Below are 26,744 nucleotides of genomic sequence, written 5' to 3'. Positions count from 1 at the left end.
CAGGCTTCAGGAACCGATCCGGGTTCGCTCGCCGCGAGCGATCCATGCCATCGTCTTTCGTCCGTGAGGTTCTCCCCGTGGCATCCACCGCACCCGTCCCCGGAGGGCCCAGCGTGCCCGACGACGCCAACGCGCTCGCGCCCCTCGTCTGGCCGTCCAGCGCCGCGCGCGATGCATCCGGCAGGATCGTGATCGCCGGCCGCGACGCCGCATCGCTCGTCGCCGAGTTCGGCACCCCGCTCTACGTCGTCGACGAGTCCGACGTGCGCGCCCGCGCCGCCCGCATCAGGCGAGCCTTCGACGACGCCGCGGCGTCCATCGGCACGACCGTGACGGTCTATTACGCCGGGAAGGCGTTCCTCTCCGGCGCGATCGTGCACTGGGTGACCGACGAGGGACTCGCGGTCGACGTGTGCACCGGCGGCGAACTCGCCGTCGCGCTCGCGGCGGGCGCGGCACCGGCCCGCATCGGCTTCCACGGCAACAACAAGTCGGCCGCCGAGATCGAGCGCGCCGTCGGCGTGGGCGTCGGCGTGATCGTCATCGACAGCGAGATCGAGATCGAGCGGGTGGCGGATGCCGCGGCGCGCGCCGGCCGGGTGCAGCCCGTGCGGCTCCGCGTCAACAGCGGCGTGCACGCCTCGACGCACGAGTTCCTCGCGACCGCCCACGAGGACCAGAAGTTCGGCGTCCCCCTCGATCGCGCGGTCGAGCTCGGCGCCCGCATCCGCTCGCACGCCTCGCTCGCGTTCCTCGGCCTGCACTGCCACATCGGCTCGCAGATCTTCGACGCCGCCGGCTTCGCCGAATCGGCCGAACGCCTGATCGGCGTGCACGCGGAGCTGTCGCGGGAGGCTCCGGTGCCCGAGCTGAACCTGGGCGGCGGCTTCGGCATCGCCTACACCGCGGCCGACGAGCCGGCGCCCATCGAGGAGATCGCCATGGGCATCGTCCGTGCCGTCGCCGACGGATGCCGCGAGCACGACGTGCCCGTGCCGAAGCTCGCCTTCGAGCCCGGCCGCTCGATCATCGGTCCCGCAGGGATCACGCTCTACACGGTCGGCACGATCAAGCCCGTGCCGATCGACGGCGGCGTGCGCCACTACGTCTCGGTCGACGGCGGCATGAGCGACAACGCGCGCACCGCCCTCTACGGCGCCGAGTACTCCGCCCGCATCGCCTCCCGCGTCTCCGACGCGGCGCCCGCCCTCGTGCGGGTCGCGGGCAAGCATTGCGAGTCGGGCGACATCGTCGTGGACGCCGAGTACCTGCCGGGCGACGTCGCCCCCGGCGACCTGCTCGCCGTGCCGGCGACGGGTGCCTACTGCTGGTCGCTGGCCTCCAACTACAACCACGTGCCGCGTCCGCCCGTCGTCGCCGTGCGAGGCGGCGTGGCGCGCGTCATCGTGCACGGCGAGACCGAGCAGCAGCTGCTCGCGCGCGACGCCGGGCTCGAGGCATCCGACGCATCGAACGACCGCCCCATCGAAGGGAACCCTGCATGATCGAGTACCGCTCCATTCGAGTGGGCCTGCTCGGCGCGGGCTCCGTCGGCTCGCAGGTGGCGCGCCTCCTGCTCGAGCACTCCGACGAGCTCGCCCAGCGCATCGGCGCCCGTATCGAGCTCGTCGGCATCGCCGTGCGCGACCTCGAAGCGGAACGCGACGTCGAACTGCCGCGCGAACTGCTGACGACCGACGTCGACACGCTCATCCTCGGCTCCGACATCGTGATCGAGCTCATGGGCGGCATCGAACCGGCCCGCACGCTCGTGCTCCAGGCGATCGCCTCCGGCGCGGACATCGTCACCGGCAACAAGGCTCTGCTCGCCAATCACGGCCCCGAGCTCTTCGCCGCCGCCGAGCAGGTCGGGGCGCAGCTCTCCTACGAGGCCGCCGTGGCCGGCGCCATCCCGATCATCCGTCCGCTGCGCGACAGCCTCGCCGGCGACCGCGTCGACCGGATCCTCGGCATCGTGAACGGCACCACCAACTTCATCCTCGACCGCATGGACCAGACGGGTGCCTCGCTCGAAGACGCCCTCGCGACGGCGACCGAGCTCGGCTACGCCGAAGCCGATCCGACCGCTGACATCGGCGGCTACGACGCGGCGCAGAAGGCGGCGATCCTCGCGAGCCTCGCCTTCCACACGAGCGTCCCGGTCGAGGCCGTGCACCGCGAAGGCATCACGGGCGTCTCCGCCGAGCAGGTCGACTCGGCCCGGCGCGCGGGCTACGTCGTGAAGCTCCTCGCGATCTGCGAGCGCCTCACCGACGCCGAGACCGGCGAAGAGGGCGTCTCGGCACGGGTCTATCCCGCCCTCGTGCCGCGCAGCCATCCGCTCGCCGCCGTGCACGGTGCGAACAACGCCGTGTTCGTCGAGGCCGCAGCCGCCGGCCCGCTCATGTTCTACGGCGCGGGCGCCGGGGGAGTGCAGACCGCGTCCGCCGTGCTCGGCGACCTCGTGGCCATCGCCCGCCGGCACGTCATCGGCGGCCCCGGCACGGCCGAGTCGACGCACGCCGAACTGCCCGTGCTCGACATCGGCCGCATCACGACCCGGTACGCCATCACCCTCGAGGTCGCCGACGAGCCCGGCGTGCTCGAGCAGATCGCGCGCACGTTCGCCGATCACGGCGTCTCCGTCGAGCAGTTGCAGCAGACCGTCAGCGAGGGCTCGGAGCGGGCTACGCTGGTGATCGGGACGCACGAGGCGAAGGAGTCCGCGCTCGCCGAGACCGTCGCCGCCCTCGCTCAGAGCCCCGTCGTCGCATCCGTCGCGTCCGTCCTCCGAGTCGAAGGAGCAGTGTGAACACCCCCATCACCCCCAAGGCAGGTTCGCGCCAGTGGCGCGGAGTCATCCGCGAGTACGCCGACCGGCTCGACGTCACCGACGCCACCCCCGTCGTCACCCTCGGCGAGGGCGGCACGCCGCTCCTGCCCGCCCCTGCGCTGTCGGCCCGCACGGGTGCCGACGTCTGGGTGAAGTTCGAGGGCATGAACCCCACGGGGTCCTTCAAGGACCGCGGCATGACGATGGCGGTCACGAAGGCCGTCGAACACGGCGCCAAGGTCGTCATCTGCGCCTCGACCGGCAACACCTCGGCGTCGGCCGCCGCCTACGCCACGCATGCCGGCATCAAGGCCGCCGTGCTCGTGCCCGAAGGCAAGATCGCGATGGGCAAGCTCAGCCAGGCCATCGCCCACAACGCGGAGCTGCTGCAGGTGCAGGGCAACTTCGACGACTGCCTCGACATCGCCCGCGACCTCGCGGCCAACTATCCGGTGCATCTCGTGAACTCGGTCAACAACGACCGCATCGAGGGGCAGAAGACGGCGGCGTTCGAGGTCGTCGAGGTGCTCGGCGACGCACCCGACTTCCACTTCATCCCGGTCGGCAACGCCGGCAACTACACCGCGTACACGCGCGGCTACCGTGAGGACATCGCGGCCGGCAATGCCACGCGGATGCCCCGCATGTTCGGGTTCCAGGCCTCGGGCTCCGCGCCCATCGTCCGCGGCGAGCCGGTGAAGGACCCCGACACCATCGCGAGCGCCATCCGCATCGGCAACCCGGCGTCGTGGGAGCTCGCGCTCCAGGCGCGCGACGAGACCGACGGGTACTTCGGCGCGATCGACGACGACAAGATCCTCGAGGCCCAGCGCATCCTCTCGGCCGAGGTCGGCATCTTCGTCGAGCCCGCGTCGGCCATCTCGGTCGCCGGCCTGCTCGAGCGCTCGGCCGCCGGCGTCATCCCGGCGGGCGCGCGCGTCGTGCTCACGGTCACCGGCCACGGCCTGAAGGACCCGCAGTGGGCGCTTCGCACGGCCGACGGCTCCGACGTGCAGCCGACGATCGTCCCGGTCGACACCGCGCAGATCGCCTCGGTGCTCGGGCTCGCCTCATGACCGCCACCGCTTCCGCACAGCACACCGATGCGGCGCCGTCGCTGATCGGCCGCCGCGTGATCGTCAAGGTGCCGGCGACCTCGGCCAACCTCGGCCCCGGGTTCGACACGCTCGGGCTCGCGCTGGCGAGGTACGACGAGCTCGAGGTCTCGGTTCCGGCGGAGTCGACGGCACAGGATGTCCCGGGGGTCGAGATCGAGGTGCACGGCGTCGGCGAGGGCGAGGTGCCGCTCGACGAGTCGCACCTCGTCGTGCGCGCGATCGCGCACACCTTCGCACGTGCCGGTGTGCCGCTGCCCGCGCTGAAGCTCGTGGCGCACAACGTCATTCCGCACGGCCGCGGCCTCGGATCCTCCGGTGCGGCGATCGTCGCGGGCGTCGTCGCCGCGAAGGGGCTGCTCGAGGGCATCGTCGACTTCAGCGCCGACGAGTTGCTCGAGCTCGCCACCGAGCTCGAGGGACACCCCGACAACGTGGCTCCCGCGCTCTTCGGCGGACTCACGATCGCGTGGGTGACGCCGGAGGGCCCTCGGCACAAGAAGCTCATCGTGCATCGCGGCGTCTCGCCGCTCGTGCTCGTGCCCGAGCACGAGATGTCGACGGCGCTCGCGCGGTCGCTGCAGCCCGAGTCGGTGCCGCACGAGGACGCCGTGTTCAACGTCTCGCGCTCGGCGCTGCTCATCGCGGCGCTCATCCAGAGCCCCGAGCTGCTCTTCCAGGCGACCGAGGACAAGCTGCACCAGCACTACCGTGCCGCGGCGATGCCGGAGACCGATCGGCTCATCCGAGTGCTCCGCGAAGCGGGGCATCCGGCGGTCGTCTCCGGCGCAGGACCGTCGATCCTCGTCCTCGCGAGCGATCCCAGCGAGCGTGCTGCCGCGATCGCCCTCGTCGAGTCGTCGGCCGACACCGCCTGGCAGGCGCTGCCGCTCGCCGTGGACTTCAAGGGCGCGACGGTTCAGAGCGCGTAGCGGTCTGAACCGTCGCGAAAGGCGGCAGCCCAACGGCGACATCGTCGCCGTCGTCGGCGCAGCCGGCGGGATCCGGCAGACCGCGCGTGGTGACGCCGCCCCCTGCGGAAGACCGGAGAGCGCAAGGCGGCAGCCCCAGCTTCCGCGGCGCCCCGGCGCCGCGAAGCGTCCGCGGGAGACCCGGAAAGGCGACACCGCCTCTTGCGAAAGACCGCCAGGCATAAGGCGGCAGCCTCCCCAGGTGACGCCGCCCCCTGCGGAAGACCGCCAGGCATAAGGCGGCAGCCTCCCCAGGTGACGCCGCCCCCTGCGGTAGACCGGAGAGCGCAAGGCGGCAGCCTCCCCAGGCGACACCGCCGCGTGACATCCATTCCGCAGGCGCGTCGTGTGGCGGGACGAACGGTTCGGTGATGGTAGACTGACCACGCACCCGGCAGGTGACGCACTGTTCGCGTCTCAGCTCGCTCGTGCAATTCCCGGCAATCTATTGCTTTCGCTCTCGCGCGTGTCTGCGCCTTCGTGCGCACCGGCATCGCTCGTGTCAGCGATCAGCTCTCCTGAATCCGCAACTCTTGCGACAGGGGAAAGGAACATACCCAGTGACCAACGGAACCGACCACGCCGACCGCGTGGCCAACACCGCCCGTCTGTCCGCCATGAAGGTCGCCGAGCTCCAGGAGCTCGCCGCGTCCCTCGGTCTCGCGGGCGGCTCGAAGCGCCGAAAGGGAGAACTCGTGGAGTTGATCTCCGCCCACCAGGAGTCGGCAGCCGGCGGGGAGCCGGCAGCGCCGGTCGAGGAGATCGAGACCGCGGCGCCCGTGGCGACCGCGCCCGTCGAACTCGACGTGCCCGCCGTGACCGATGCACCCGCCGAGCCCGAGGCTCCGGTTGCAGCGGCGTCCGTCGTGACGGAGGCCGTGGCCGAAGCGCCCGAGACCATCGCTCCGACCCGCCAGCGTCGTCAGCCCCGTCGTGCCACGAGCGCGACGACCTCCGCCGTGCAGCACGTCAACGGCGGCGGCGCCGGCGTCGGCCTCGTTCCCGAGACCGACGACGCCCGTGAGGCCGCTCGCGCCGCAGTGCGCGAGGAGCTCGCAGCGGCGACCGGCGAAGGCGCCCGCGCCGCGCAGCCGAACGAAACCGACGGCGAAGCCGCCCCCGCTGAGGAGCCCCGCCAGGGCCGCAGCCGCAACCGCGGTCGTCGCGGCGGCGAGCGTGGCGATCGTGCCGAGCGCGCCGAGCGCGGCGACGACGCCCAGAAGGGCGAGCAGAAGCAGGGCGAGCGTCAGGCCGGTCGACAGAACGACCGTCAGAACGCCGACCAGGGCCGCAAGGGCGAGGAGCAGGGCGCCAAGTCCGGCGAGCCCCGTCAGGGCGACGCGGACAAGGCCAAGCAGGGCGAAGGCCGCGGCCGTGATGGCCAGGCCCGTGACGGCCAGGCCCGTGACGGCCAGGCCCGTGACGGCCAGGCCCGTGACGGCCAGGCCCGCGACGGCCAGGCCCGCGACGGCCAGTCGCGCGACGGCCAGTCGCGCGACCCCCAGGCCCAGCTCGACGGCGAAGGCGGCCGTCGCAACCGCTACCGCGACCGCAAGCGCCGCGGCCAGGGCATGGGCGACGAGCTCGAGCCCGAGATCCTCGACGACGACGTGCTGATCCCCATCGCGGGCATCCTCGACGTGCTCGACAACTACGCCTTCGTGCGCACGACCGGCTACCTCCCGGGTCCGAGCGACGTCTACGTCTCGCTCGGCCAGGTGAAGAAGTACAACCTGCGCAAGGGCGACGCGGTCGTCGGCGCCATCAAGCAGCCGCGCGACAACGACTCGAACAGCCGCCAGAAGTACAACGCGCTCGTGAAGGTCGACTCGATCAACGGCCAGACGACCGATGAGGCCGCAGCCCGCGTCGAGTTCCAGAGCCTCACGCCGCTCTACCCGCAGGAGCGTCTGCGCCTCGAGACCGAGCCGACCAAGCTCACGCAGCGCATCATCGACCTCGTGGCCCCGATCGGCAAGGGCCAGCGCGGCCTCATCGTCGCACCCCCGAAGGCCGGCAAGACGATCGTGCTGCAGCAGATCGCCAACGCCATCTCGATCAACAACCCCGAGGTCCACCTCATGGTCGTGCTGGTCGACGAGCGCCCCGAAGAGGTCACCGACATGCAGCGCACGGTGAAGGGCGAGGTCATCGCCTCGACCTTCGACCGCCCCGCCGAGGACCACACGACGGTCGCCGAGCTCGCCATCGAGCGCGCGAAGCGCCTCGTCGAGCTCGGTCACGACGTCGTCGTGCTGCTCGACTCGATCACGCGTCTCGGCCGTGCGTACAACCTGGCCGCACCGGCATCCGGTCGCATCCTCTCCGGCGGTGTCGACGCCTCGGCGCTGTACCCGCCGAAGCGCTTCTTCGGTGCTGCGCGCAACATCGAGAACGGCGGCTCGCTGACCATCCTCGCCACCGCGCTCGTCGAGACCGGCTCGAAGATGGACGAGGTGATCTTCGAGGAGTTCAAGGGCACCGGCAACTCCGAGCTGCGCCTCTCGCGCCAGCTCGCCGACAAGCGCATCTTCCCGGCGGTCGACGTCAACGCGTCGTCCACGCGCCGCGAAGAGATGCTGCTCTCGCCCGACGAGGTCAAGATCACCTGGAAGCTGCGCCGCGCCCTCGCCGGCCTCGAGCAGCAGCAGGCGCTCGAAGCCGTGCTCGGTCGCCTGAAGGAGACGCAGTCGAACGTCGAGTTCCTCATGCTCATGCAGAAGTCGATGCCGGTCGCCACCGGTCACGGCAACTCGCACGGGCACGAGACCGACCACCGCTGAGGCTCGCGTGTTCGAGTCCGTCCAGAGCCTGCTCGCCGAGCACGGTCAGCTGCAAGAGGAGCTCGCCGACCCGGCGCTCCACGCCGACGCCGCGCGGGCGAAGAAGGTCAATCGGCGCTACGCCGAGCTGAGCCGCATCGTCGCCGCGCACTCGGCGTGGCTCGAGGCCCAAGACGACCTCGCCGCCGCGCGTGAACTCGCGAAGGAGGACGACGCGTTCGCCGAGGAGGTGCCCGCCCTCGAAGAGGGGCTGGCATCGGCCCAGGAGCGGCTCCGGCGGCTCCTGATCCCGCGCGACCCCGACGACGGCCGCGACGTGATCATGGAGATCAAGGGCGGTGAAGGCGGCGCGGAGAGCGCCCTCTTCGCGGCGGACCTCCTGCGCATGTACGTGCAGTACGCCCAGTCGAAGGGGTGGAAGGTCGAGCTCCTCGACCAGAACGAGTCCGACCTCGGCGGCTACAAGGACGTGCAGGTGGCGATCAAGTCCAACGCCACCGATCCCTCGCAGGGCGTCTGGGCGCACCTCAAGTACGAGGGCGGCGTGCACCGGGTGCAGCGTGTGCCCGTGACCGAGACGCAGGGGCGCATCCACACCTCGACGACGGGCGTGCTCGTCTTCCCCGAGGTCGATGAGCCCGAAGAGGTCGACATCAGCCAGAACGACCTGAAGATCGACGTCTACCGGTCGTCGGGCCCCGGCGGCCAGTCGGTCAACACGACCGACTCGGCGGTGCGCATCACCCACCTGCCGACGGGCATCGTCGTCTCGATGCAGAACGAGAAGTCGCAGCTGCAGAACCGAGAGGCCGCGATGCGCGTGCTCCGCGCCCGCATCCTCGCGCGTCAGCAGGAGGAGATCGCGGCCGCGGCGTCCGACGCCCGCAAGTCGCAGATCCGATCGATGGACCGTTCGGAGCGCATCCGCACGTACAACTTCCCCGAGAACCGCATCGCCGATCACCGCACCGGGTACAAGTCGTACAACCTCGACCAGGTCATGAACGGCGCGCTCGACCCGATCATCGAATCGGCGATCCAGGCCGACGAAGAGGCGCGACTGGCCCACCTCGGCGACCAGTAGCGACGAACCACCACGACGAGCGGATGCCCCGGACACCTCGAGTGTCCGGGGCATCCGCTCGTTCCGCGTGGCGGCGAGGTCTCAGATGTGCCAGTCGTGGATGCCGCGTGCGGCGTCGGCCGTCTCGTGCGTGAGCGGCTTGAACGTGGCGGGGATGCCGACGATGAGCGAGTGCGCCGGGGCGTCCTTCGTGACGACCGCGTTCGCGCCGATCGCGCTCCACGCGCCGATCGTGATGTCGCCGAGCACCTTGGCGCCGGCGCCGACCGTCACGCCGTCGTCGAGGGTGGGGTGGCGCTTGGCCCCGCGATCGGCGCCGCGTGCGGCCTTCCCGCCGAGGGTGACCCCGTGATAGAGCATCACGTCGTCGCCGACGACCGCCGTCTCGCCGATGACGACGCCCATGCCGTGGTCGATGAAGAAGCGCCGCCCGATCGTGGCGCCGGGGTGGATCTCGACGCCCGTGAGGAACCGCACGAGCTGCGAGACGAGTCGGGCGGGCAGGCGGAGCCCGCCGCGCCAGAGCGCATGCGCGAGGCGGTAGCCCCAGATCGCGTGCAGCCCCGAGTACGCGAGGAACACCTCGAGGTCGCCGCGGGAGGCGGGGTCGTGCGCGCGCGCGGTTGCGATGTCCTCACGGAGCGCTCGGAAGAAGTTCACGTCGATAGTCAATCAGTCCGCACGTCGATCGGGAGAAACGCGCGCCCGACGCCGCGTCGTGGACGTCGCGCCGGGCGGCTCGGTCGTTCAGTCGCGGAGGTCTTCGTAGAGCACCGTCGAGACGTACCGCTCGCCGAAGTCGGGCACGATGACGACGATCGTCTTGCCGTCGTTCTCGGGTCGCTTCGCGACCTCGAGCGCGGCCCAGACGGCGGCACCCGAGGAGATGCCGCCGAGGATCGCCTCGTCGGTGGCGAGCTTGCGCGCGATCGCGATCGCATCGCTCGTGGCGACGTCGATGACCTCGTCGTAGACCTCGCGGTCGAGCACGTCGGGCACGAAGTTCGTGCCGAGGCCCTGGATCTTGTGCGGCCCGGGCGTGCCCTGGGTCAGGATCGGGGAGTCGGCCGGTTCGACGGCGACGACCTGCAGGCCGGGCTTCTGCTCCTTGAGGTAGCGACCGGCGCCCGTGATCGTGCCGCCCGTGCCGATGCCCGAGACGAGGATGTCGACGCCGCCGTCGGTGTCCGCCCAGATCTCGGGGCCGGTCGTGGCGTAGTGGATCGCGGGGTTCGCCTCGTTCTCGAACTGGCGGGCGAGGATCGCGCCGGGCGTGGCCTCGACGATCTCGTTGGCCTTGGCGACCGCACCCTTCATGCCCTCGGATCCGGGGGTGAGCACGATCTCGGCACCGTAGGCGCGCAGCAGCACGCGGCGCTCGACGCTCATCGTCTCGGGCATCGTGAGGATCACACGGTAGCCGCGGGCCGCGCCGACCAGTGCCAGAGCGATGCCGGTGTTGCCGCTCGTGCCCTCGACGATGGTGCCGCCCGGGGTCAGCTCGCCCGACTTCTCAGCCGCGTCGATGATGGCCACGCCGATGCGGTCCTTCACGCTCGCGGCGGGGTTGTAGAACTCGAGCTTGGCCAGCACCGTTGCACCCGCGCCCTCGGTGAGGCGGTTCAGGCGCACGAGCGGAGTGCGGCCGACGACCTCGGTGATGTTCTCGTAGATCTGCGCCATGGGCTTGCCTCTCGGATCGGGTGGTGAAGACGGCCCCAGCCTAGGGTTCGGCCGGTACGGAGGCGAGTGCGTTACATTCCATTGCGTGGATACGACGACCCCCGACGCCCGAGCGCGATCCCTGCGCGAGCTCAGAGACGAGGCGGTCGCGGCGCTCGCATCGGTCGGCGTCCCCGATCCCGAGGTCGACGCCGAGCTCCTGATCGGCCACGTGCTCGGCCTCTCCCGCGGCGCGGTGCAGGCGCGCATGGTCGTGGGCGGAGAGGTGAGTGAAGCGGATGCCGCGGCGCTCGCCGTGCTCATCGCCCGCCGAGCGCAGCGCGAGCCGCTGCAGCACATCACGGGGCGCGCCGCGTTCCGCAACCTCGAACTCCGGGTGGGGCCGGGCGTCTTCGTGCCCCGGCCCGAGACCGAGCAGGTCGCCCAGCTCGCGATCGACGCGCTCGCCTCGGCCGCCGAGCCCGAGCCGATCGCCATCGACCTCGGCACCGGCAGCGGCGCGATCGCGATCGCGCTCGCGACGGAGGTGCCGCACGCGAAGGTCTGGGCGGTCGAGAACTCGCCCGCGGCGTTCGTCTGGACGAGGCGCAACGTCGACGAGGTCGCGGCCCCGAACCTCGAGCTCGTCTTCGGCGATCTCGCCGAGGCGCTGCCCGAACTCGACGGCCGGGTCGCGGTCGTCGTCTCGAACCCGCCGTACGTGCCGTTGAGCGAGGTGCCGCGCGATCCGGAGGTGCGCCTCTACGACCCGGAGCATGCCCTCTACGGCGGCGCCGACGGACTCGACGTCGTGCGCGTGCTCTCCCGACGTGCGCTGGCACTGCTCCGGCCCGGGGGAGTGCTCGTGATCGAGCACGGCGAGGAGCAGTCGGCGGCGATCGCCGCGGTGCTCGCGGCCGACGGATGGCGGGCGATCGCCCACCACCGCGACCTCACGACCCGCGATCGGGCGACCACGGCGGTGCGCTGAGCGGTCGGCTGTGCTCCGACCGCCGTGCCCCGGCTGCAGCGCTCCGGCCGGCAACCGCCGTCCTGCTACTTGGCGCGCTCGGCCTTCTCCCGCGCGTGCTTCTCCCGCTCGAGCGCGATCTTCTCGCGCTCAAGGGCGTGCTTGATCGCCTCGCGTTCGCGCTTCTGCGCCTCGCGCAGCGCCTTCTCGGCTTCGCGGCGGGCCTTCGCAGCCTCTCGGACCTGCTTGTCGCGGGGCAGGTCGAGTGCCGGGGGCAGCGGCTCCGCCGCCACGACGACGGCGCCCGACTCGACCCGCCCCACGTGGTACTCGATGCCGTCGAGGATGCGTTCGAGCCCGAATGAGAAGTCCTCGTCGGTGTCGTCGGCGTCCGTGCCGGGTTCGGCGACGTAGCCGCCGGCGGCGAGGAGCGGGCTCAGGTAGGGGAACCGCTCGGGGGTCACGAGCTCGGCGAGCGCCTCGAAGAAGCTCGCACCTGTGACATCCGCCGGGTCGGCCGCCGCCGCGGCCGCGGCACCCAGGTCCCGCTCCTGCGCACCGGTGGCGCGCGCGTAGCTCGTGAGCAGGAGCAGAGTCGACATCTTCTCCCCGTCGCTGAAGGGGAGCGAGCGCACCTCGCGCAGGAACCAGTCGACGATGAGCAGGCTGTTGGGCGTGATCGGTGCACCGGAGATCGGGATGTCGACGAGCCAGGGGTGCTCGCGGTAGGCGGCGCGCATCGCGAGCACCCACGCCGTGATACCGTCGCGCCACCCGCGTTCGACCACCTCGTCGGGCACGGGCGGAGCGACCGCGCCCTCCTGCATGAGGAGGACCAGGTCGTCCTTGCTCGTGACGTAGCGGTAGAGCGACATCGTCGTGAAGCCGAGCGACGCGGCGACCCGGCTCATCGACACGGCGCCGAGCCCCTCCGTATCGGCGATCTCGACGGCGGCGTCGACGATGCGCTCGATCGAGAGCTCCCGCTTCGGCCCGCGCTGCGGATTGGCCGCGACGCCCCAGGCGAGCGCCACCCCTCGCGGGAGTTCGGGATCGCGTCGCTCGGGGCTCACACGCTCAGGGCTCACTGGGGGTCCGTTCTCGAGATGGTGTTGACGACAGTCTAGAACTGTGTATTACTTAAACAACAGTGCATCACATAAACAGTTTGCGCCATACGCAACAATCGGCAGGCGCAGAAGAGAGAACAGGAGAGATCCATGACAGTCGCGATCGACACGCACGGGCTCCGCAAGCGGTTCGGGTCGACCGAAGTGCTCGCCGGCCTCGACCTCAGCGTGCCGGCGGGATCGGTGTTCGCCCTGCTCGGGCCGAACGGCGCCGGCAAGACGACCACCATCAACATCCTCACGACGCTCGTGAGGCCTGATGCCGGCATCGCGCGGGTCGCGGGCTTCGACGTCGCCGCCTCTCCTGAGGAGGTGAAGCAGCGCATCGCCCTCACCGGGCAGTCCGCGGCCGTCGACGAGGTGCTGACGGGCACCGAGAACCTCGTCATGATGGGCCGGCTGTCGGGACTCGGTCGACCGCAGGCACGAGACCGAGCCGCCGAACTGCTCGAACGCTTCGAGTTGACGGATGCCGCGCGCCGACGTGTCGGCACCTACTCGGGCGGCATGCGCCGACGCCTCGACCTCGCCCTCAGCCTCGTCGTCGACGTGCCGATCCTGTTCCTCGACGAGCCGACCACGGGTCTCGACACCCGCAGCCGCCAGGAACTCTGGAACGTCATCCGCTCGCTCGCGGCAGCCGGCACCACGGTCTTCCTCACGACGCAGTACCTCGAGGAGGCCGACCGGCTCGCCGACCGCATCGCCGTGCTCGATCGCGGCCGCATCGCCGCGGAGGGCACGGCCGACGAGCTGAAGGCGCGCATCGGCGGCGACGTCGTCGAACTCCGCGGCGCCGACGGCGAACTGCTCCTCGAACTGCCGACCGACGGCAGCGTGCACGGGCTGCGCGCGGCCATCGACCTGCTCGACCGCTCGCCGGCCTCGGCGATCGACGGCACGCAGGTCGCCATCCGGCGACCCAGCCTCGACGACGTGTTCCTCGCGATCACCGCCGGCGCCGCGGCATCCGCCCCCGAGCTCATCGAATCGAAGTGACCATAATGACGACACTGACGACCACCACCGCGACCACGTCGACCCCGGGCACCGGCATCGCGCCGGCCCCCGCTCGAGCGAAACTCGGCGCGTTCACCGCCGAGTCGACGTTCATCGCCCGCAGCTTCCGCCACTCGGTGCGCGATATCGACGCGATGCTCATGGCGGTGCTGCTGCCGACGATGCTCATGCTGATGTTCACCTTCATCTTCGGCAACGCGATCGACCCGTCGGGCGGCTACGTCGACTACGTCGTGCCGGGAATCATCCTGCTCTGCGCGGGATTCGGCGCCTCGTCGACCGCCATCTCGGTCTCCCGCGACATGACGACGGGCATCATCGACCGGTTCCGCACCATGCCGCTGCGGAGCGGCGCCGTCACCACCGGCCACGTCGTCGCGAGCCTCGCCCGCAACCTCGTGGCGACGGGCGTGGTCATCGCGGTCGCGCTCCTCGTCGGGTTCCGCCCGACCGCGACCCCGCTCGAATGGCTCGCCGTGCTCGGTCTGGTCGCGCTCTACATCCTCGCGATCACGTATCTCTTCGCGGCGATCGGGCTCGCTGCGTCGAGCCCCGAGGCGGCGAGCGGCTACGGCTTCATCCTGCTCTTCCTGCCGTACCTCTCGAGCGCGTTCGTTCCGGTCGAGACGATGCCGACCTGGCTGCAGTGGATCGCCGAGAACCAGCCGATCACGCCCGTCATCGAGACGATCCGCGGGTTGCTGATGGGCACGCCGATCGGCGACTCGGCCTGGTGGGCGCTCGGCTGGTGCGTCGGCATCGTCATCGTCTCGGTCGTGTGGGGCGGCTGGCTCTTCGGTCGCAGGGCGGGCCGCCGCTGAGCCGGTCGGGCGACGGCGGATGCCGCGGCGCACGCTTGCGCCGCGGCATCCCTTCGACAGGCTCAGGACGGCGCCGCCGTTCACCGACGTCCTGTCATGGGGCCCTGGTCTAGAATCGGCAGGTCATGACTGCCATCTACGACTGTTCGGTCGACTCAGAGCTCCTCACCGGCATGCGCCTCGCACGGAGCGCCATCGGGCGGGGGGAGCTCGTCGTCATCCCCACCGACACGGTCTACGGCGTCGCCGCGAACGCGTTCGACCCGAAGGCGGTCTCCGCGCTGCTCGATGCGAAGGGCCGCGGGCGCACCTCGCCGCCGCCGGTGCTGATTCCCGGCATCCCGACGCTCGACGCCCTCGCGAGCGAGGTCCCGCCGGCAGTGAGGCAGCTCGTCGGCGAGTTCTGGCCCGGCGGGCTCACGGTGATCCTGCACGCCCAGCCCTCCCTGCAGTGGGACCTCGGCGACACGCGCGGCACGGTCGCGCTCCGCATGCCCGCGAACCCCATCGCCCTCGAACTCCTCGCCGAGACGGGGCCGCTCGCGGTCTCGTCGGCGAACCGCTCCGGCATGCCCTCCGCGACGACCGCCGCCGACGCCGCGGAGATGCTCGGCGACTCGATCGCCGTGTACCTCGACGGCGGCCCGGCAGGCGCCTCCTACGAGTCGGTCGGCGAGCGGCCCGGCGACACCTCGTCGACGATCGTCGACGCGACGGCGCTCTCGCACGAGGGCGGACGCCTCCGCATCGTGCGCGCCGGCGTGATCACCCGCGAGCGCATCGTCGAGGTCGTGGGGGAGGAGCTCGTCGAACCGGCCGTGCCCGTCGAGCCCGCTGCACCCGCTGCCGCTGACGACTCGGCCGTCGAGCCCGCGACCCCCGCGGCCGACGAGCGTGTCGATGCCGCGGCATCCGCCGATGATGCGGACGCCGCCGCCTCATGACCCTCTTCCTGGCCATCGCCCTGCTGACGGCGCTCGTCACGTTCGGCGGTTCGATCGTCGTCTGGAAACTGAGCCTGAAGTACAAGCTCTACCCGAAGATCCGCGAGCGCGACGTGCACACCCGGCCGACGCCGCGCCTCGGCGGCGTGGCGATGTTCGTCGGCATCCTCATCGCGTTCGGCGCCGCTGCCTTCGTCTCGACCCTCGGCTCATCGCGGTTCTCGAACATCGCGATCGTCTTCCAGAACCCCGGGCAGATCCTCGCGATCCTCGGCGCTGCGCTCCTCATCGTGATCGTCGGAGTGGCCGACGACATCTGGGACCTCGACTGGACGACGAAGCTCGCCGCGCAGTTCCTCGCCGCGGGCCTCATCACCTGGCAGGGCGTCTCGATCGTGTCGCTGCCGATCGGCGGCATCACCGTCGGCTCGTCGTGGATGTTCGCGATCATCACCGTGTTCGTGATCGTGCTGGTGATGAACGCCGTGAACTTCATCGACGGGCTCGACGGCCTCGTCGCCGGCGTCGCGCTCATCGCCAACGGCGTGTTCTTCCTCTACTCGTACCTGCTCGTGCAGCAGACCTCGCCGACGAACTACTTCAACCTGGCCTCGCTCGTGGCGATCATCCTCGTCGGCGCGTGTGCGGGCTTCCTGCCGCTCAACTGGCACCCCGCGAAGCTCTTCATGGGCGACGCGGGTGCACTCCTCATCGGCCTGCTCATGGCCACCTCCGCCGTCGCGGTCACGGGGCAGCTGAACCCCACCGGCGTCGGCCTCAACCAGTTCGTCGCCGCGTTCATCCCGATCCTGCTGCCGTTCGCCGTGCTCGTGATCCCGCTGCTCGACTTCGGGCTCGCGGTGGTGCGGCGCCTCCGCGCCGGCAAGTCGCCGTTCTCCGCCGACCGCAAGCACCTCCACCACCGCCTGCTCGACATGGGCCATTCGCACCTCCACGCCGTGCTGATCCTCTACGCATGGACCGCGGTCGCCTCGATCGGATGCCTGCTCGCCTACGTCTTCCCGGTCTACCTCAAGATCTCGTCGCTCTGGGCACTCCTCGCTATCTTCATCGGCTTCGTCGTCTGCGCGGTCATCACGCTCGCTCCGCTCGGCCGCCGCAAGCGACTCACCGTCGCGGCCGAGGCGGAGCCGCTCGATGAGCTCCCCGAATCGGATGTCGCCGGCCTCGACGAGCTCGCCGGAGCCGAGGCATCCGCTGCTGCCGGCCCGGAGCAGAGCCCGGCGAGTGCTCAGGACGGCTCGGTAGAATCCAGCGACCCCGAACCTGGAGCACGATGAACGACGCACGAGCTGAAGCCGACCGCACCCCGACCTCGAACCCCGTACTCCGGAGGGCGCTCGTGTGGGGCGGCATCCTCGCCGGAGTGATCCTCGTCGTCGGTGCGATCCTCGGCTTCCTGCTCGCCGGGGTGCCCGGCCTGCTGGGTGCGCTCATCGGCACGCTCATGGCCGTGGTCTTCATGGGCATCACCGCGGCGAGCATCCTCGCCGCCAACCGCTTCGCCTCGAGCGATCTCTTCGTCGGGGCGTTCTTCGGCATCGTGCTCGGCGGCTGGATCCTGAAGTTCGTCGTCTTCATCGTGCTCGTCGTGGTGCTGCGCGAGGCCGACTGGCTGAACACGACCGCGCTCTTCCTCAGCCTCGTCGCGGGCGTGCTCGCCTCGCTCGCCGTCGACGTGATCGTCGTCGCGAAGTCCCGACTGCCCTACGTCAGCGACGTCGAACTGCCGAAGGCGCCCACCGAAGAGTGAGACCGCCTCGGCGATTCGTCTGCTGCCCGAAGTATTGCTAGAGTAATGGGGATCCCCCCACGGTACTGCCCTGCTCGCGCACGGGCTGCCGAGGTCCATGTTCGTCGCCGCGAGAGCCGAGCTCCACGCCCCGAAACAGGAGAAAGCGCTGCTAGCTAACGCTCTGAACCTGCTGGTTCCGATGTCAACCGACGATGGTGGCTTCCACGGGCCGTCGATCGACGAATTCTTCCCCGGGCCGCTGCTCTTCGAAGACACCAACTTCGAGATCAACCGCATCATCCTCGTCCGCTGGGTCGCGGTCATCGCCCTGCTGCTGGTGTTCTGGCTCGGCACCCGTCGCATGAGCGTCGTGCCCGGTCGCTTCCAGAGCCTCGTCGAGATGGGTCTCGACATGGTTCGCGTCAACATCGCCGACGACCTGCTCGGCAAGAAGGACGGCAAGCGGTTCCTGCCGATCCTCACGACCATGTTCTTCATGATCCTGTTCATGAACCTCACGGGTGTCATCCCGTTCCTGAACATCGCCGGCACCTCCGTCATCGGCGTGCCGCTCGTGCTCGCGATCGTCGCGTACATCACGTTCATCTACGCGGGTGTCAAGAAGAGCCCCAAGAACTTCTTCAAGAACTCGCTCTTCCCCTCGGGTGTGCCGTGGCCGGTGTACATCATCGTCACGCCGATCGAGTTCATCTCGACGTTCGTGATCCGCCCGATCACCCTCACGCTCCGACTCATGATGAACATGATCGTCGGACACCTCCTGCTCGTGCTCTTCTTCGCGGCGACTCAGTTCTTCGTCGTGCAGATGAGTGGATGGTGGACCCTCCTCGGTGTCGGAACGCTGGCCTTCGGCTTCGCGTTCACGCTGTTCGAGATCCTCGTCGCCGTCCTGCAGGCGTACGTCTTCGCACTCCTCACCGCGGTCTACATCCAGCTCGCGGTCGCAGAAGAGCACTGAGCCCGGGCATCCGCCCAGAACATTCCCTAGGAAAGGAAACCCAACGTGGACGCAACCACCGTTCTCGCTGAGATCAACGGCAACATCGCGACGGTCGGCTACGGCCTCGCGGCGATCGGCCCGGCCATCGGCGTCGGCATCGTCGTCGGCAAGACGATCGAGGGCGTCGCCCGTCAGCCCGAGCTGGCCGGCCGCCTCCAGGTGCTGATGTGGATCGGTATCGCCTTCACCGAGGCGCTCGCCTTCATCGGCATCGCCACCTACTTCATCTTCGTCTGATCCACCCGCCGCAACTGAGGAGGCCAACGTGCTTCATGCAGTACTGAGCGCTGCAACCGAGGGCGCCGAGGCGAGCCCGAGTCCGGTCATTCCGGAGTTGTACGACATCATCTGGTCGTCGGTGTGCTTCGTCATCATCCTCATCTTCTTCTGGAAGTACGTGCTGCCGCGCGTGCAGAAGCTGCTCGATGAGCGCGGCGAGGCGATCGAGGGCAACATCGCGAAGGCCGACGAGGCGCAGCGCAAGGCCGAGGCGGCACTCGAGGAGTACACCGCCCAGCTCGCCGACGCGCGCACCGAAGCCGGTCGCATCCGCGAGACGGCTCGCGACGACGGCAAGAAGATCGTCGCCGAGGCGAAGGACGCCGCGACCGCCGAGGCCGCACGCGTCACCGCGAGCGCACAGGCGCAGATCGAGGCGGAGCGCCAGACGGCACTCGTCACGCTCCGCACCGAGGTGGGCACGCTGGCCATCGACCTCGCATCAGGGGTCATCGGCGAGTCGCTCTCCGACGACGCCAAGGCGACCGCGGTCGTCGACCGGTTCCTCGCCGACCTGGAGGCCTCCGAGGCCGCCGCCGGAGGGAAGAAGTAGTCCATGGGTAGCGCTACGAGAGAGGCCCTGGCCGGATCGAAGGCCGCGCTGGCGGAGCTCGGCCGCGCCGAGCTTCCGGTCGCCGAGGCACTCCTCGCCGCCGGCCGGATCATCGGCGAGTCCGCGCACCTGCGCACGGCACTCATCGACCCCGAGGCCGACGTCGCGCAGAAGCGCGCGCTCGTCGGTGCCGTCTTCGGCTCCCGCATCCCGGCCGAGGCCGCCTCGCTCCTGGTGAGCGCGGCTTCGCGCCGGTGGTCGTCGGGCGACGACTTCCTGGCCGGCGTCGAAGAGATCGGCATCCGCGTCGCCGCGGACTCCGCTCCCGACGGCGTCGACCTCGACGCCGAGCTGCTCGCGTTCGAGCGGGCCGTCGCGAGCGACGCCGAGCTCGAGCTCGCGCTCGGGTCGAAGCTGGGCGAGGTCGCCGCCAAGACGCAGATCGTCGACCGGCTCCTCGTCGGCAAGGCATCGCCGCAGACGGTCGTGATCGTGCAGCACCTCGTGCGGCAGCCTCGCGGTCGCCGCATCGGCGAGCTGCTCCGGCACGGGGCATCCGTCGTCGCAGACCAGCGCGGATTCGACATCGCGACGGTCACGAGCGCCGTCCCGCTCACCGCCGCCCAGCTGGGCCGGCTCGAGCAGGGCCTCGTCGCCCAGGCGGGCCGCCGTGTCCGCTTCGACACCATCGTCGATCCCGCCGTGCTCGGCGGGATCCGCGTGCAGATCGGCGACGACGTCATCGACGGCAGCGTCGCCTCGCGCCTCAGCTCGCTGCGGCAGAAGCTTGCCGGCTGACGCCGGTTGAAACGACCGGCGTCCGCGCCGCGACACACCAGTAGCTGTACAACCGGTACAGAAAAAGGGAAAAGACAATGGCAGAACTCACCATCAGCCCCGACGAGATCCGTTCGGCTCTCTCGGAGTTCGTCTCGTCGTACGAGCCGGGCCAGGCGGAGAAGACCGAGGTCGGGTACGTCACCGACGCCGGCGACGGCATCGCGCACGTCGAAGGCCTTCCCTCGGTCATGGCGAACGAACTGATCCGCTTCGCGGACGGCACGCTCGGTCTCGCGCAGAACCTCGACGAAGACGAGATCGGCGTCGTCGTGCTCGGCGAGTTCACCGGCATCGAAGAGGGCATGGAGGTGACCCGCACCGGCGAGGTCCTCTCCGTCCCCGTCGGCGAGGGCTACCTCGGCCGTGTCGTCGACCCGCTCGGCCACCCGATCGACGGCCTCGGCGAGATCACCGGCCTCGAAGGCCGTCGTGCGCTCGAACTGCAGGCGCCCGGCGTCATGCAGCGCAAGTCGGTGCACGAGCCGCTGCAGACCGGCATCAAGGCCATCGACGCGATGATCCCCGTCGGCCGCGGCCAGCGCCAGCTCATCATCGGCGACCGCCAGACCGGCAAGACGGCCATCGCGATCGACACGATCATCAACCAGAAGGCCAACTGGGAGACGGGCGACCCGTCGAAGCAGGTTCGCTGCATCTACGTCGCCGTCGGCCAGAAGGGCTCGACCATCGCCTCGGTGAAGGGCGCCCTCGAAGACGCCGGAGCCATGGAGTACACGACCATCGTCGCGGCTCCCGCGTCCGACCCGGCCGGCTTCAAGTACCTCGCGCCGTACACCGGCTCGGCCATCGGCCAGCACTGGATGTACGACTCCAAGCACGTCCTCATCATCTTCGACGACCTGTCGAAGCAGGCCGAGGCCTACCGCGCCGTGTCGCTCCTCCTGCGTCGTCCGCCGGGACGCGAGGCGTACCCCGGTGACGTCTTCTACCTGCACTCGCGTCTGCTCGAGCGTTGCGCGAAGCTGTCCGACGAGCTCGGCGCCGGCTCGATGACGGGTCTTCCGATCATCGAGACCAAGGCGAACGACGTCTCGGCGTACATCCCGACCAACGTGATCTCGATCACCGACGGCCAGATCTTCCTCCAGTCCGACCTGTTCAACTCGAACCAGCGCCCCGCTGTCGACGTCGGCATCTCGGTCTCCCGAGTCGGCGGTGACGCACAGGTCAAGTCGATCAAGAAGGTCTCGGGCACGCTGAAGCTGGAGCTCGCGCAGTACCGCTCGCTCGAGGCGTTCGCGATGTTCGCCTCCGACCTCGACGCGGCCAGCCGTCGTCAGCTCGCTCGAGGCGCACGCCTCACCGAGCTGCTCAAGCAGCCGCAGTACTCGCCGATGTCGGTCGAGAAGCAGGTCGTCTCGATCTGGGCCGGCACCAACGGCAAGCTCGACGAGGTTCCCGTCGAGGACATCCTCCGGTTCGAGAGCGAGCTGCACGACTACCTCGCGCGCAACACCGAGGTGCTGAACTCGCTGCGCGAGACCAACGTGCTCTCCGACGACACCGCGGCCGAGCTCGCCGCAGCCGTCGACGCGTTCAAGCTCGAGTTCCAGACCGGCGAGGGCAAGCCGCTCGCCTCGGTCGGATCCGAGCAGTTCGAGGCGATCGCTGAAGAAGAGGTCGTCCAGGAGAAGATCGTCAAGGGTCGCCGCTAGTCATTCCGAGGTTCCCTGAGGCTCTCGACGGGAACTGACCTCACGGGGTCGAGTCGAGAGCCTCAGTACCAGGAAGACAGGACACAGGAGAAACATGGGAGCGCAGCTTCGGGTCTACCGGCAGAAGATCAAGTCTGCCCAGACGACCAAGAAGATCACGCGGGCGATGGAGCTCATCTCCGCCTCGCGGATCCAGAAGGCCCAGGCGCGCGTTGCGGCGTCGGAGCCTTATTCGACCGCCATCACGCGGGCAGTCTCGGCCGTTGCGAGCTACTCGAACGTGGCACACGTGCTGACGACCGAGCCGGAGCGCATCGATCGCGCCGCGATCGTGATCTTCACGTCGGACCGCGGCCTCGCCGGCGCGTTCAACTCGCAGGTGCTGCGTGAAGCCGAGGAGCTCACCGAGCTCCTGAAGAGCCAGGGCAAGGAGGTCGAGTACTTCCTCGTCGGCCGCAAGTCCGTCGGCTACTTCAACTTCCGGCACCGCTCCTTCGAGCGCAGCTGGATCGGCGGCACCGACAACCCCGACTTCGACACGGCGAAGGAGATCGCCGACGCGGTGCTCGAGGCGTTCCTCCGGGACGCGGGCGACGGCGGCGTCGACGAGATCCACATCGTCTACAACCGCTTCGTGAGCCGCATCACGCAGGTTCCGGTGGTCACGCGTCTCCTCCCGCTCGAGGTCGTCGAGAGCGACGAGACCCCCGAGGCTTCCTCGACGAAGCACGAGGTCTTCCCGCTCTACGAGTTCGAGCCTGATGCCGAGACCGTCCTCGACGGTCTCCTGCCGGTCTACATCGAGAGCCGCATCTACAACGCGATGCTGCAGTCGTCCGCGGCCAAGCACGCTGCGACGCAGAAGGCGATGAAGTCGGCCTCCGACAACGCCGACAAGCTCATCACCGACTACACGCGTCTGGCGAACAATGCGCGCCAGTCCGAGATCACCCAGCAGATTTCCGAGATCGTGGGCGGCGCTGACGCGCTGTCGTCCGCCAAGTAGCCCCTTACGAAGAGAGAGAACACATGACTGACACCGCTACCGCCCCGGCCGCGGCCGCGCCTGTGGCCGGCGCCGTCGGCCGCGTCGCCCGGGTCACCGGCCCCGTCGTCGACATCGAGTTCCCGCACGACTCGATCCCTCCGATCTACAACGCGCTGAAGACCGAGATCACGATCGACGGCAACACCACGGTGCTGACCCTCGAGGTCGCCCAGCACCTCGGCGACGACCTGGTCCGCGCGATCGCCCTGAACCCGACCGATGGTCTCGTCCGTGGCCAGGAGGTCACCGACACCGGCGCATCGATCTCGGTTCCCGTCGGCGATGTCACCAAGGGCAAGGTCTTCAACGTCATCGGCGAGGTGCTGAACGCGGCCCCCGGCGAGCAGATCGAGATCACCGAGCGTTGGCCGATCCACCGCAAGGCTCCCGCATTCGACCAGCTCGAGTCGAAGACCTCCATGTTCGAGACCGGCATCAAGGTCATCGACCTCCTCACGCCGTACGTGCAGGGTGGAAAGATCGGTCTCTTCGGTGGTGCCGGTGTCGGCAAGACCGTCCTCATCCAGGAGATGATCCAGCGCGTCGCGCAGGACCACGGTGGTGTGTCGGTGTTCGCCGGTGTCGGCGAGCGCACCCGTGAGGGCAACGACCTCATCCACGAGATGGAAGAGGCCGGCGTCTTCGACAAGACGGCCCTCGTGTTCGGCCAGATGGACGAGCCACCGGGAACGCGTCTGCGCGTCGCCCTGTCGGCACTGACCATGGCGGAGTACTTCCGCGATGTGCAGAAGCAGGACGTCCTCCTCTTCATCGACAACATCTTCCGCTTCACGCAGGCCGGTTCCGAGGTCTCGACGCTTCTCGGTCGCATGCCGTCGGCCGTGGGCTACCAGCCGAACCTCGCCGACGAGATGGGTGTTCTCCAGGAGCGCATCACCTCGACGCGTGGTCACTCGATCACCTCGCTGCAGGCGATCTACGTGCCCGCCGACGACTACACCGACCCGGCTCCGGCGACCACCTTCGCCCACCTCGACGCGACGACCGAGCTCTCCCGCGCCATCGCGTCGAAGGGCCTCTACCCGGCCGTCGACCCGCTGACCTCGACCTCGCGCATCCTCGACCCCCGTTACCTGGGCGAGGACCACTACCGCGTCGCCACCACGGTCAAGCAGATCCTCCAGAAGAACAAGGAACTGCAGGAGATCATCGCCATCCTCGGTGTCGACGAGCTCTCCGAGGAAGACAAGATCACGGTGTCGCGCGCGCGCCGCATCGAGCAGTTCCTCTCGCAGAACACCTACATGGCGAAGAAGTTCACCGGTGTCGAGGGCTCGACGGTTCCGCTCAAGGACACGATCGAGTCGTTCGACGCGATCGCCAAGGGCGAGTTCGACCACGTGGCCGAGCAGGCCTTCTTCAACGTCGGTGGCATCTCCGACGTGGAAGAGAAGTGGGCGCAGATCCAGAAGGAGAACGGCTGAGCATGGCCAGCCTCAACGTGAGTGTCGTCTCGGCCGACCAGCAGGTCTGGTCGGGCGAGGCGACCATGGTGGTGGCACGCACCGTCGAAGGCGAGATCGGCATTCTGCCGGGTCATGAGCCGATGCTCGCGATCCTCGCCCGCGGCGAGGTGCGGGTCACCCTGCCCGGCGGTGAGAAGATCACCGCCAACGCTGACGACGGATTCCTGTCGGTGCAGGCGAACGCGGTGCAGGTCGTCGCGTCCCGCGCCGAACTCGTCTGAGGAGTAACGGATGCAGGGGGAGCAGCCGATCGAACGCCAGTTCGGTGACCTGAGTGTCACCCAGCTCATCGTCATGGCCGGGTTGCCGGGTGCGGGAAAGTCGACGATCGGTGAGATCGTCGGCGCCCGCCTCGGCGCCACGGTCGTGTCGGTCGACCCGATCGAGTCCGCGATCCTGCGGGCTGGCATCGATGCCGACCAGCCGACCGGTCTCGCGGCCTACCTCGTGGCCGAGGAGATCGCCGAGAAGGAACTCGACTCCGGTCGCACGGTGATCGTCGACGCCGTCAACGCCGGCGAGGCGGCGCGCCTGCAGTGGCGCGACCTCGCTGAGCGTGCCGACGTGCGACTCCGGGTGATCGAGGTCGTGTGCTCCGATGAGGCGCTCCACCGCTCGCGTCTCGAGAAGCGCGAGCGGGGCCTCCCGCACCTCGAGGAGACCACATGGCGTGCCGTCGAGCAGAGCCTCGAGGGCTACGCGGCCTGGACCGGTCCGTCGTCCGCACTTCCTCGGGTGACGATCGACAGCATCGGCTCGCTCGGCTCGAACGTCGACGCGGCGCTCGCCTTCATCGGCTCGTAGTGCGGGTCCTGCTTCCGCCGTCCGAGACCAAGCGCGACGGCGGTGCCGAGGTCGCGCTCGACCTGCGCACCCTCTCCTTCGGCTCGCTCACACCGATCCGGGCGGAGACGACCGCCGCGGTGGTCGCGCTCGCCCACGAGCCCGCGGACATGATGCGGGCGTTGAAACTGGGACCACGCCAGGCGCACGAGGTCGAGCGGAACCGGAACCTGCTGGCCTCGCCCACGATGCCGGTACTCGATCGCTACACCGGCGTGCTCTTCGACGCCCTCGACGCGGCGTCGCTCGATGCCGAGGCACGTGCGTACGCCGCGGACCATGTGGTCGTGCACTCCGCGTTGTTCGGACTGCTCGGGGCGATGGACCTGATCCCGGCGTACCGGCTCTCGCACGACTCGCGCCTGCCGGGAGTGCGGCTGAAGGCCCTCTGGCGAGAGCCGATCGCGGCTGCACTCGCGGCGGAGACCGGCGTGGTGCTCGACCTCCGTTCAGAGGCCTATGTCGAACTCGGGCCGGCGCCCGTGCGCGCCGGTGCGGCGTTCGTGCGGGTCGTCTCGGTCGACGGCTCGGGCCGGAGGCGTGCGCTGAACCACTTCAACAAGCAGGCGAAGGGTCTCTTCACCCGCGCCCTGCTGAGGTCTCGGCCGCACCCGGCCTCGATCGATGAACTGATCGCGTGGGCGCACGAAGCGGGCTTCTCGCTCTCGCTCAGCCCGGAGCGAGACGCTGCGGGTGTTCGCGAACTCGAACTCGTCGCCTGACCCAGTATCGCGCGCTGCTGCGGGACGGCTTCATGCCGCGACCGCAGATGCCGAACGGTGACAACCCGCGAGGTGATCGTCGACCATGCCGGCCGCCTGCATGAGCGCATACATCGTCGTCGGGCCGACGAATCGGAACCCGCGACGGCGCAGCTCCTTGCTCATCGCCGTGGACTCCAGCGTCGTCGCGGGCACCTCGGCGAAGCTGACCGGCGGCGCCGTTCGCGGCGCGGGGGCGAAGCTCCACAGCAGTTCGTCGATCGGCACATCGAGCTCGAGGGTTGCCCGGGCGTTCTGGATCGTCGCCTCGATCTTGCCCCGATGGCGGATGATGCGCTCGTCGCCGAGCAGGCGCACGACGTCGTCGTCGGTCATGACGGCGACCTGTGCTGCATCGAATCCGTGGAAGACCTCGCGGAAGGCCGGACGACGTCGCAGGATCGTGATCCACGACAGGCCGGCCTGGAATCCCTCGAGGCACACCTTCTCGAAGAGCCGCACAGTGTCGTGCTGCGGTGTGCCCCACTCCTCGTCGTGGTAGCGGCGGTACTCGGGGTCGGAAGCACCCCAGCCGCACCTGGCCAGCCCGTCGTCGCCGACGATGATCTCGGGTCTCGGGATGACGCTCACGCGGCGAAGCCGATCTGCTCGTGACCGAGCAGCCAGAGCTTCGTCGGAACACCCTCGCCGCCCGAGTAACCGGTGATGCGCCCGTCGCTCGCGAGCACGCGGTGGCAGCCGACGATGATCGGCACGGGATTCGCGCCGACGGCGCCGCCGATGGCACGGGCGGAACCGGGCTTGCCGACGGCGGTGGCGAGGGCACCGTAGGAGGTGGCCTCGCCCCAGTGCAGGCGCTCGAGCTCGGCCCAGACGGCCTGCTGGAACGGTGTGCCGGAGAGCCGCACCGGGATGTCGAAGTCGAGGCGCCGGCCGGCGAAGTACTCTTCGAGCTGTTCGCGAGCGGCACGGAGCACGTCGTTGGGGTGTTCGGGGGCGTCATCGTGGGGGAGCACGCCGCCGCTCTCGATGGAGAGGCTCGTGACGGCATCGTCGTCGGCGACGAGCTCGAGACGCCCGATCGGGCTGTCGAGGCGGATGAGATACACGTTCGTCATGATTCGAGCGTAGCCGCGGCATCCGACACCGGCTCGCGGGAATCGGACATCGGGTGATCCGTGCGCGA

Annotated in this window: 27 protein-coding genes; 22 read left to right on the top strand and 5 right to left on the bottom strand. The window is 69.5% G+C overall.

Annotated features, from left to right (window positions below; all coding sequences use genetic code 11):
- Positions 1-77 precede the first annotated feature (77 nt).
- The 6 genes from lysA (at position 78) to prfA (ending at position 8,786) form a co-directional block, all read left to right on the top strand.
- Positions 78-1,505: a diaminopimelate decarboxylase gene (gene lysA / locus ASE14_RS18070; RefSeq protein WP_056658422.1), complete on the top strand. Its 1,428-nt coding sequence runs from the start codon at positions 78-80 to the stop codon at positions 1,503-1,505.
- Positions 1,502-2,812, top strand: a complete 1,311-nt coding sequence (locus ASE14_RS18065; RefSeq protein WP_056658419.1) for a homoserine dehydrogenase — start codon at positions 1,502-1,504, stop codon at positions 2,810-2,812. The genes lysA and ASE14_RS18065 overlap by 4 nt, the downstream gene beginning before the upstream one ends.
- Entirely contained in the window at positions 2,809-3,909 is a 1,101-nt protein-coding gene (gene thrC / locus ASE14_RS18060) for a threonine synthase (RefSeq protein ID WP_235511474.1), read from the top strand. The genes ASE14_RS18065 and thrC overlap by 4 nt, the downstream gene beginning before the upstream one ends.
- Positions 3,906-4,880 (top strand): homoserine kinase, encoded by a 975-nt coding sequence (gene thrB / locus ASE14_RS18055; protein WP_056658417.1) that lies wholly within the window; start codon positions 3,906-3,908, stop codon positions 4,878-4,880. Before thrC ends, thrB begins: the two co-directional genes overlap by 4 nt.
- 599 nt (positions 4,881-5,479) lie before the next feature.
- Positions 5,480-7,702: a transcription termination factor Rho gene (rho, locus tag ASE14_RS18050; protein ID WP_056658416.1), complete on the top strand. Its 2,223-nt coding sequence runs from the start codon at positions 5,480-5,482 to the stop codon at positions 7,700-7,702.
- A 7-nt stretch (positions 7,703-7,709) separates the two neighbouring features.
- Positions 7,710-8,786, top strand: coding sequence for a peptide chain release factor 1 (gene prfA, locus ASE14_RS18045; protein ID WP_056658413.1), 1,077 nt, complete (start codon positions 7,710-7,712; stop codon positions 8,784-8,786).
- Positions 8,787-8,867: 81 nt separating this feature from the next.
- Here the strand turns inward: prfA and epsC are convergent, their stop codons facing one another.
- Positions 8,868-9,446 (bottom strand): serine O-acetyltransferase EpsC, encoded by a 579-nt coding sequence (gene epsC / locus ASE14_RS18040; protein ID WP_056658410.1) that lies wholly within the window; start codon positions 9,444-9,446, stop codon positions 8,868-8,870.
- Between the two features lie 87 nt (positions 9,447-9,533).
- On the bottom strand, positions 9,534-10,469 hold the full coding sequence (cysK, locus tag ASE14_RS18035; RefSeq protein ID WP_056658408.1) for a cysteine synthase A: 936 nt from the start codon (positions 10,467-10,469) through the stop codon (positions 9,534-9,536).
- A gap of 85 nt (positions 10,470-10,554) precedes the next feature.
- Between cysK and prmC the strand changes: the two genes are divergently transcribed.
- Entirely contained in the window at positions 10,555-11,439 is an 885-nt protein-coding gene (gene prmC, locus ASE14_RS18030) for a peptide chain release factor N(5)-glutamine methyltransferase (protein WP_369816509.1), read from the top strand.
- Between the two features lie 65 nt (positions 11,440-11,504).
- Here the strand turns inward: prmC and ASE14_RS18025 are convergent, their stop codons facing one another.
- Entirely contained in the window at positions 11,505-12,506 is a 1,002-nt protein-coding gene (locus tag ASE14_RS18025; RefSeq protein ID WP_082601035.1) for a TetR/AcrR family transcriptional regulator, read from the bottom strand.
- A gap of 132 nt (positions 12,507-12,638) precedes the next feature.
- On the opposite strand from ASE14_RS18025, the gene ASE14_RS18020 reads away from it, so the two are divergent.
- The 15 genes from ASE14_RS18020 (at position 12,639) to ASE14_RS17950 (ending at position 25,558) form a co-directional block, all read left to right on the top strand.
- Entirely contained in the window at positions 12,639-13,547 is a 909-nt protein-coding gene (locus tag ASE14_RS18020) for an ATP-binding cassette domain-containing protein (RefSeq protein WP_056658403.1), read from the top strand.
- 5 nt (positions 13,548-13,552) lie between these two features.
- Entirely contained in the window at positions 13,553-14,389 is an 837-nt protein-coding gene (locus ASE14_RS18015) for an ABC transporter permease (protein WP_082601034.1), read from the top strand.
- 125 nt (positions 14,390-14,514) lie between these two features.
- Complete coding sequence (locus ASE14_RS18010) at positions 14,515-15,333, top strand: L-threonylcarbamoyladenylate synthase (protein WP_056658401.1); 819 nt, start codon at positions 14,515-14,517, stop codon at positions 15,331-15,333.
- Entirely contained in the window at positions 15,330-16,634 is a 1,305-nt protein-coding gene (locus ASE14_RS18005) for an MraY family glycosyltransferase (protein WP_082601033.1), read from the top strand. The genes ASE14_RS18010 and ASE14_RS18005 overlap by 4 nt, the downstream gene beginning before the upstream one ends.
- Entirely contained in the window at positions 16,631-17,107 is a 477-nt protein-coding gene (locus ASE14_RS18000; protein ID WP_056658398.1) for a hypothetical protein, read from the top strand. The genes ASE14_RS18005 and ASE14_RS18000 overlap by 4 nt, the downstream gene beginning before the upstream one ends.
- A gap of 181 nt (positions 17,108-17,288) precedes the next feature.
- The gene (gene atpB / locus ASE14_RS17995) at positions 17,289-18,068 is read left to right on the top strand and encodes a F0F1 ATP synthase subunit A (protein WP_235511473.1); all 780 of its coding nucleotides are present in this window, start codon (positions 17,289-17,291) and stop codon (positions 18,066-18,068) included.
- 45 nt (positions 18,069-18,113) lie between these two features.
- A complete protein-coding gene (atpE, locus tag ASE14_RS17990) occupies positions 18,114-18,347 on the top strand; it encodes an ATP synthase F0 subunit C (RefSeq protein WP_022888426.1) in 234 nt (77 codons plus the stop codon).
- A 28-nt stretch (positions 18,348-18,375) separates the two neighbouring features.
- Entirely contained in the window at positions 18,376-18,942 is a 567-nt protein-coding gene (locus tag ASE14_RS17985) for a F0F1 ATP synthase subunit B (RefSeq protein WP_056658396.1), read from the top strand.
- A 3-nt stretch (positions 18,943-18,945) separates the two neighbouring features.
- The gene (locus tag ASE14_RS17980) at positions 18,946-19,740 is read left to right on the top strand and encodes a F0F1 ATP synthase subunit delta (protein WP_056658394.1); all 795 of its coding nucleotides are present in this window, start codon (positions 18,946-18,948) and stop codon (positions 19,738-19,740) included.
- A 77-nt stretch (positions 19,741-19,817) separates the two neighbouring features.
- Positions 19,818-21,458 (top strand): F0F1 ATP synthase subunit alpha, encoded by a 1,641-nt coding sequence (gene atpA, locus ASE14_RS17975; protein ID WP_056658392.1) that lies wholly within the window; start codon positions 19,818-19,820, stop codon positions 21,456-21,458.
- A gap of 94 nt (positions 21,459-21,552) precedes the next feature.
- Positions 21,553-22,464: a F0F1 ATP synthase subunit gamma gene (locus tag ASE14_RS17970; protein WP_056658389.1), complete on the top strand. Its 912-nt coding sequence runs from the start codon at positions 21,553-21,555 to the stop codon at positions 22,462-22,464.
- A 23-nt stretch (positions 22,465-22,487) separates the two neighbouring features.
- Positions 22,488-23,951, top strand: coding sequence for a F0F1 ATP synthase subunit beta (gene atpD / locus ASE14_RS17965; protein WP_056014043.1), 1,464 nt, complete (start codon positions 22,488-22,490; stop codon positions 23,949-23,951).
- 2 nt (positions 23,952-23,953) lie between these two features.
- Positions 23,954-24,214 (top strand): F0F1 ATP synthase subunit epsilon, encoded by a 261-nt coding sequence (locus ASE14_RS17960; protein WP_056658387.1) that lies wholly within the window; start codon positions 23,954-23,956, stop codon positions 24,212-24,214.
- Between the two features lie 10 nt (positions 24,215-24,224).
- Positions 24,225-24,797 (top strand): ATP-binding protein, encoded by a 573-nt coding sequence (locus ASE14_RS17955; protein ID WP_056658385.1) that lies wholly within the window; start codon positions 24,225-24,227, stop codon positions 24,795-24,797.
- Positions 24,797-25,558 (top strand): YaaA family protein, encoded by a 762-nt coding sequence (locus ASE14_RS17950; RefSeq protein WP_056658382.1) that lies wholly within the window; start codon positions 24,797-24,799, stop codon positions 25,556-25,558. The genes ASE14_RS17955 and ASE14_RS17950 overlap by 1 nt, the downstream gene beginning before the upstream one ends.
- 30 nt (positions 25,559-25,588) lie before the next feature.
- Here ASE14_RS17950 and ASE14_RS17945 read toward each other — a convergent pair whose 3' ends face one another.
- Positions 25,589-26,179: a DNA-3-methyladenine glycosylase I gene (locus tag ASE14_RS17945; protein ID WP_082601096.1), complete on the bottom strand. Its 591-nt coding sequence runs from the start codon at positions 26,177-26,179 to the stop codon at positions 25,589-25,591.
- A gap of 5 nt (positions 26,180-26,184) precedes the next feature.
- Positions 26,185-26,676: a methylated-DNA--[protein]-cysteine S-methyltransferase gene (locus tag ASE14_RS17940; RefSeq protein WP_056658378.1), complete on the bottom strand. Its 492-nt coding sequence runs from the start codon at positions 26,674-26,676 to the stop codon at positions 26,185-26,187.
- Between the last annotated feature and the right edge of the window lie 68 nt (positions 26,677-26,744).

The sequence above is a fragment of the Agromyces sp. Root81 genome (assembly GCF_001429165.1).
GTDB lineage: Bacteria > Actinomycetota > Actinomycetes > Actinomycetales > Microbacteriaceae > Agromyces.
The sequence above is the reverse complement of the archived record's forward strand: the minus strand, read 5'-3'. Positions and strand labels throughout refer to the sequence as shown.

What these genes read in the sequence shown, in the direction of transcription:
- ASE14_RS18065 (WP_056658419.1), top strand. Translation starts at nt 1,502, where the DNA reads ATGATCGAGTACCGCTCCATTCGAGTGGGCCTGCTCGGCGCGGGCTCC.
- thrB (WP_056658417.1), top strand. Translation starts at nt 3,906, where the DNA reads ATGACCGCCACCGCTTCCGCACAGCACACCGATGCGGCGCCGTCGCTG.
- cysK (WP_056658408.1), bottom strand. Translation starts at nt 10,469, where the DNA reads ATGGCGCAGATCTACGAGAACATCACCGAGGTCGTCGGCCGCACTCCG.
- ASE14_RS18020 (WP_056658403.1), top strand. Translation starts at nt 12,639, where the DNA reads ATGACAGTCGCGATCGACACGCACGGGCTCCGCAAGCGGTTCGGGTCG.
- ASE14_RS18015 (WP_082601034.1), top strand. Translation starts at nt 13,553, where the DNA reads ATGACGACACTGACGACCACCACCGCGACCACGTCGACCCCGGGCACC.
- ASE14_RS18010 (WP_056658401.1), top strand. Translation starts at nt 14,515, where the DNA reads ATGACTGCCATCTACGACTGTTCGGTCGACTCAGAGCTCCTCACCGGC.
- ASE14_RS18005 (WP_082601033.1), top strand. Translation starts at nt 15,330, where the DNA reads ATGACCCTCTTCCTGGCCATCGCCCTGCTGACGGCGCTCGTCACGTTC.
- ASE14_RS18000 (WP_056658398.1), top strand. Translation starts at nt 16,631, where the DNA reads ATGAACGACGCACGAGCTGAAGCCGACCGCACCCCGACCTCGAACCCC.
- atpB (WP_235511473.1), top strand. Translation starts at nt 17,289, where the DNA reads ATGTCAACCGACGATGGTGGCTTCCACGGGCCGTCGATCGACGAATTC.
- ASE14_RS17980 (WP_056658394.1), top strand. Translation starts at nt 18,946, where the DNA reads ATGGGTAGCGCTACGAGAGAGGCCCTGGCCGGATCGAAGGCCGCGCTG.
- atpA (WP_056658392.1), top strand. Translation starts at nt 19,818, where the DNA reads ATGGCAGAACTCACCATCAGCCCCGACGAGATCCGTTCGGCTCTCTCG.
- ASE14_RS17970 (WP_056658389.1), top strand. Translation starts at nt 21,553, where the DNA reads ATGGGAGCGCAGCTTCGGGTCTACCGGCAGAAGATCAAGTCTGCCCAG.
- atpD (WP_056014043.1), top strand. Translation starts at nt 22,488, where the DNA reads ATGACTGACACCGCTACCGCCCCGGCCGCGGCCGCGCCTGTGGCCGGC.
- ASE14_RS17960 (WP_056658387.1), top strand. Translation starts at nt 23,954, where the DNA reads ATGGCCAGCCTCAACGTGAGTGTCGTCTCGGCCGACCAGCAGGTCTGG.
- ASE14_RS17955 (WP_056658385.1), top strand. Translation starts at nt 24,225, where the DNA reads ATGCAGGGGGAGCAGCCGATCGAACGCCAGTTCGGTGACCTGAGTGTC.
- ASE14_RS17940 (WP_056658378.1), bottom strand. Translation starts at nt 26,676, where the DNA reads ATGACGAACGTGTATCTCATCCGCCTCGACAGCCCGATCGGGCGTCTC.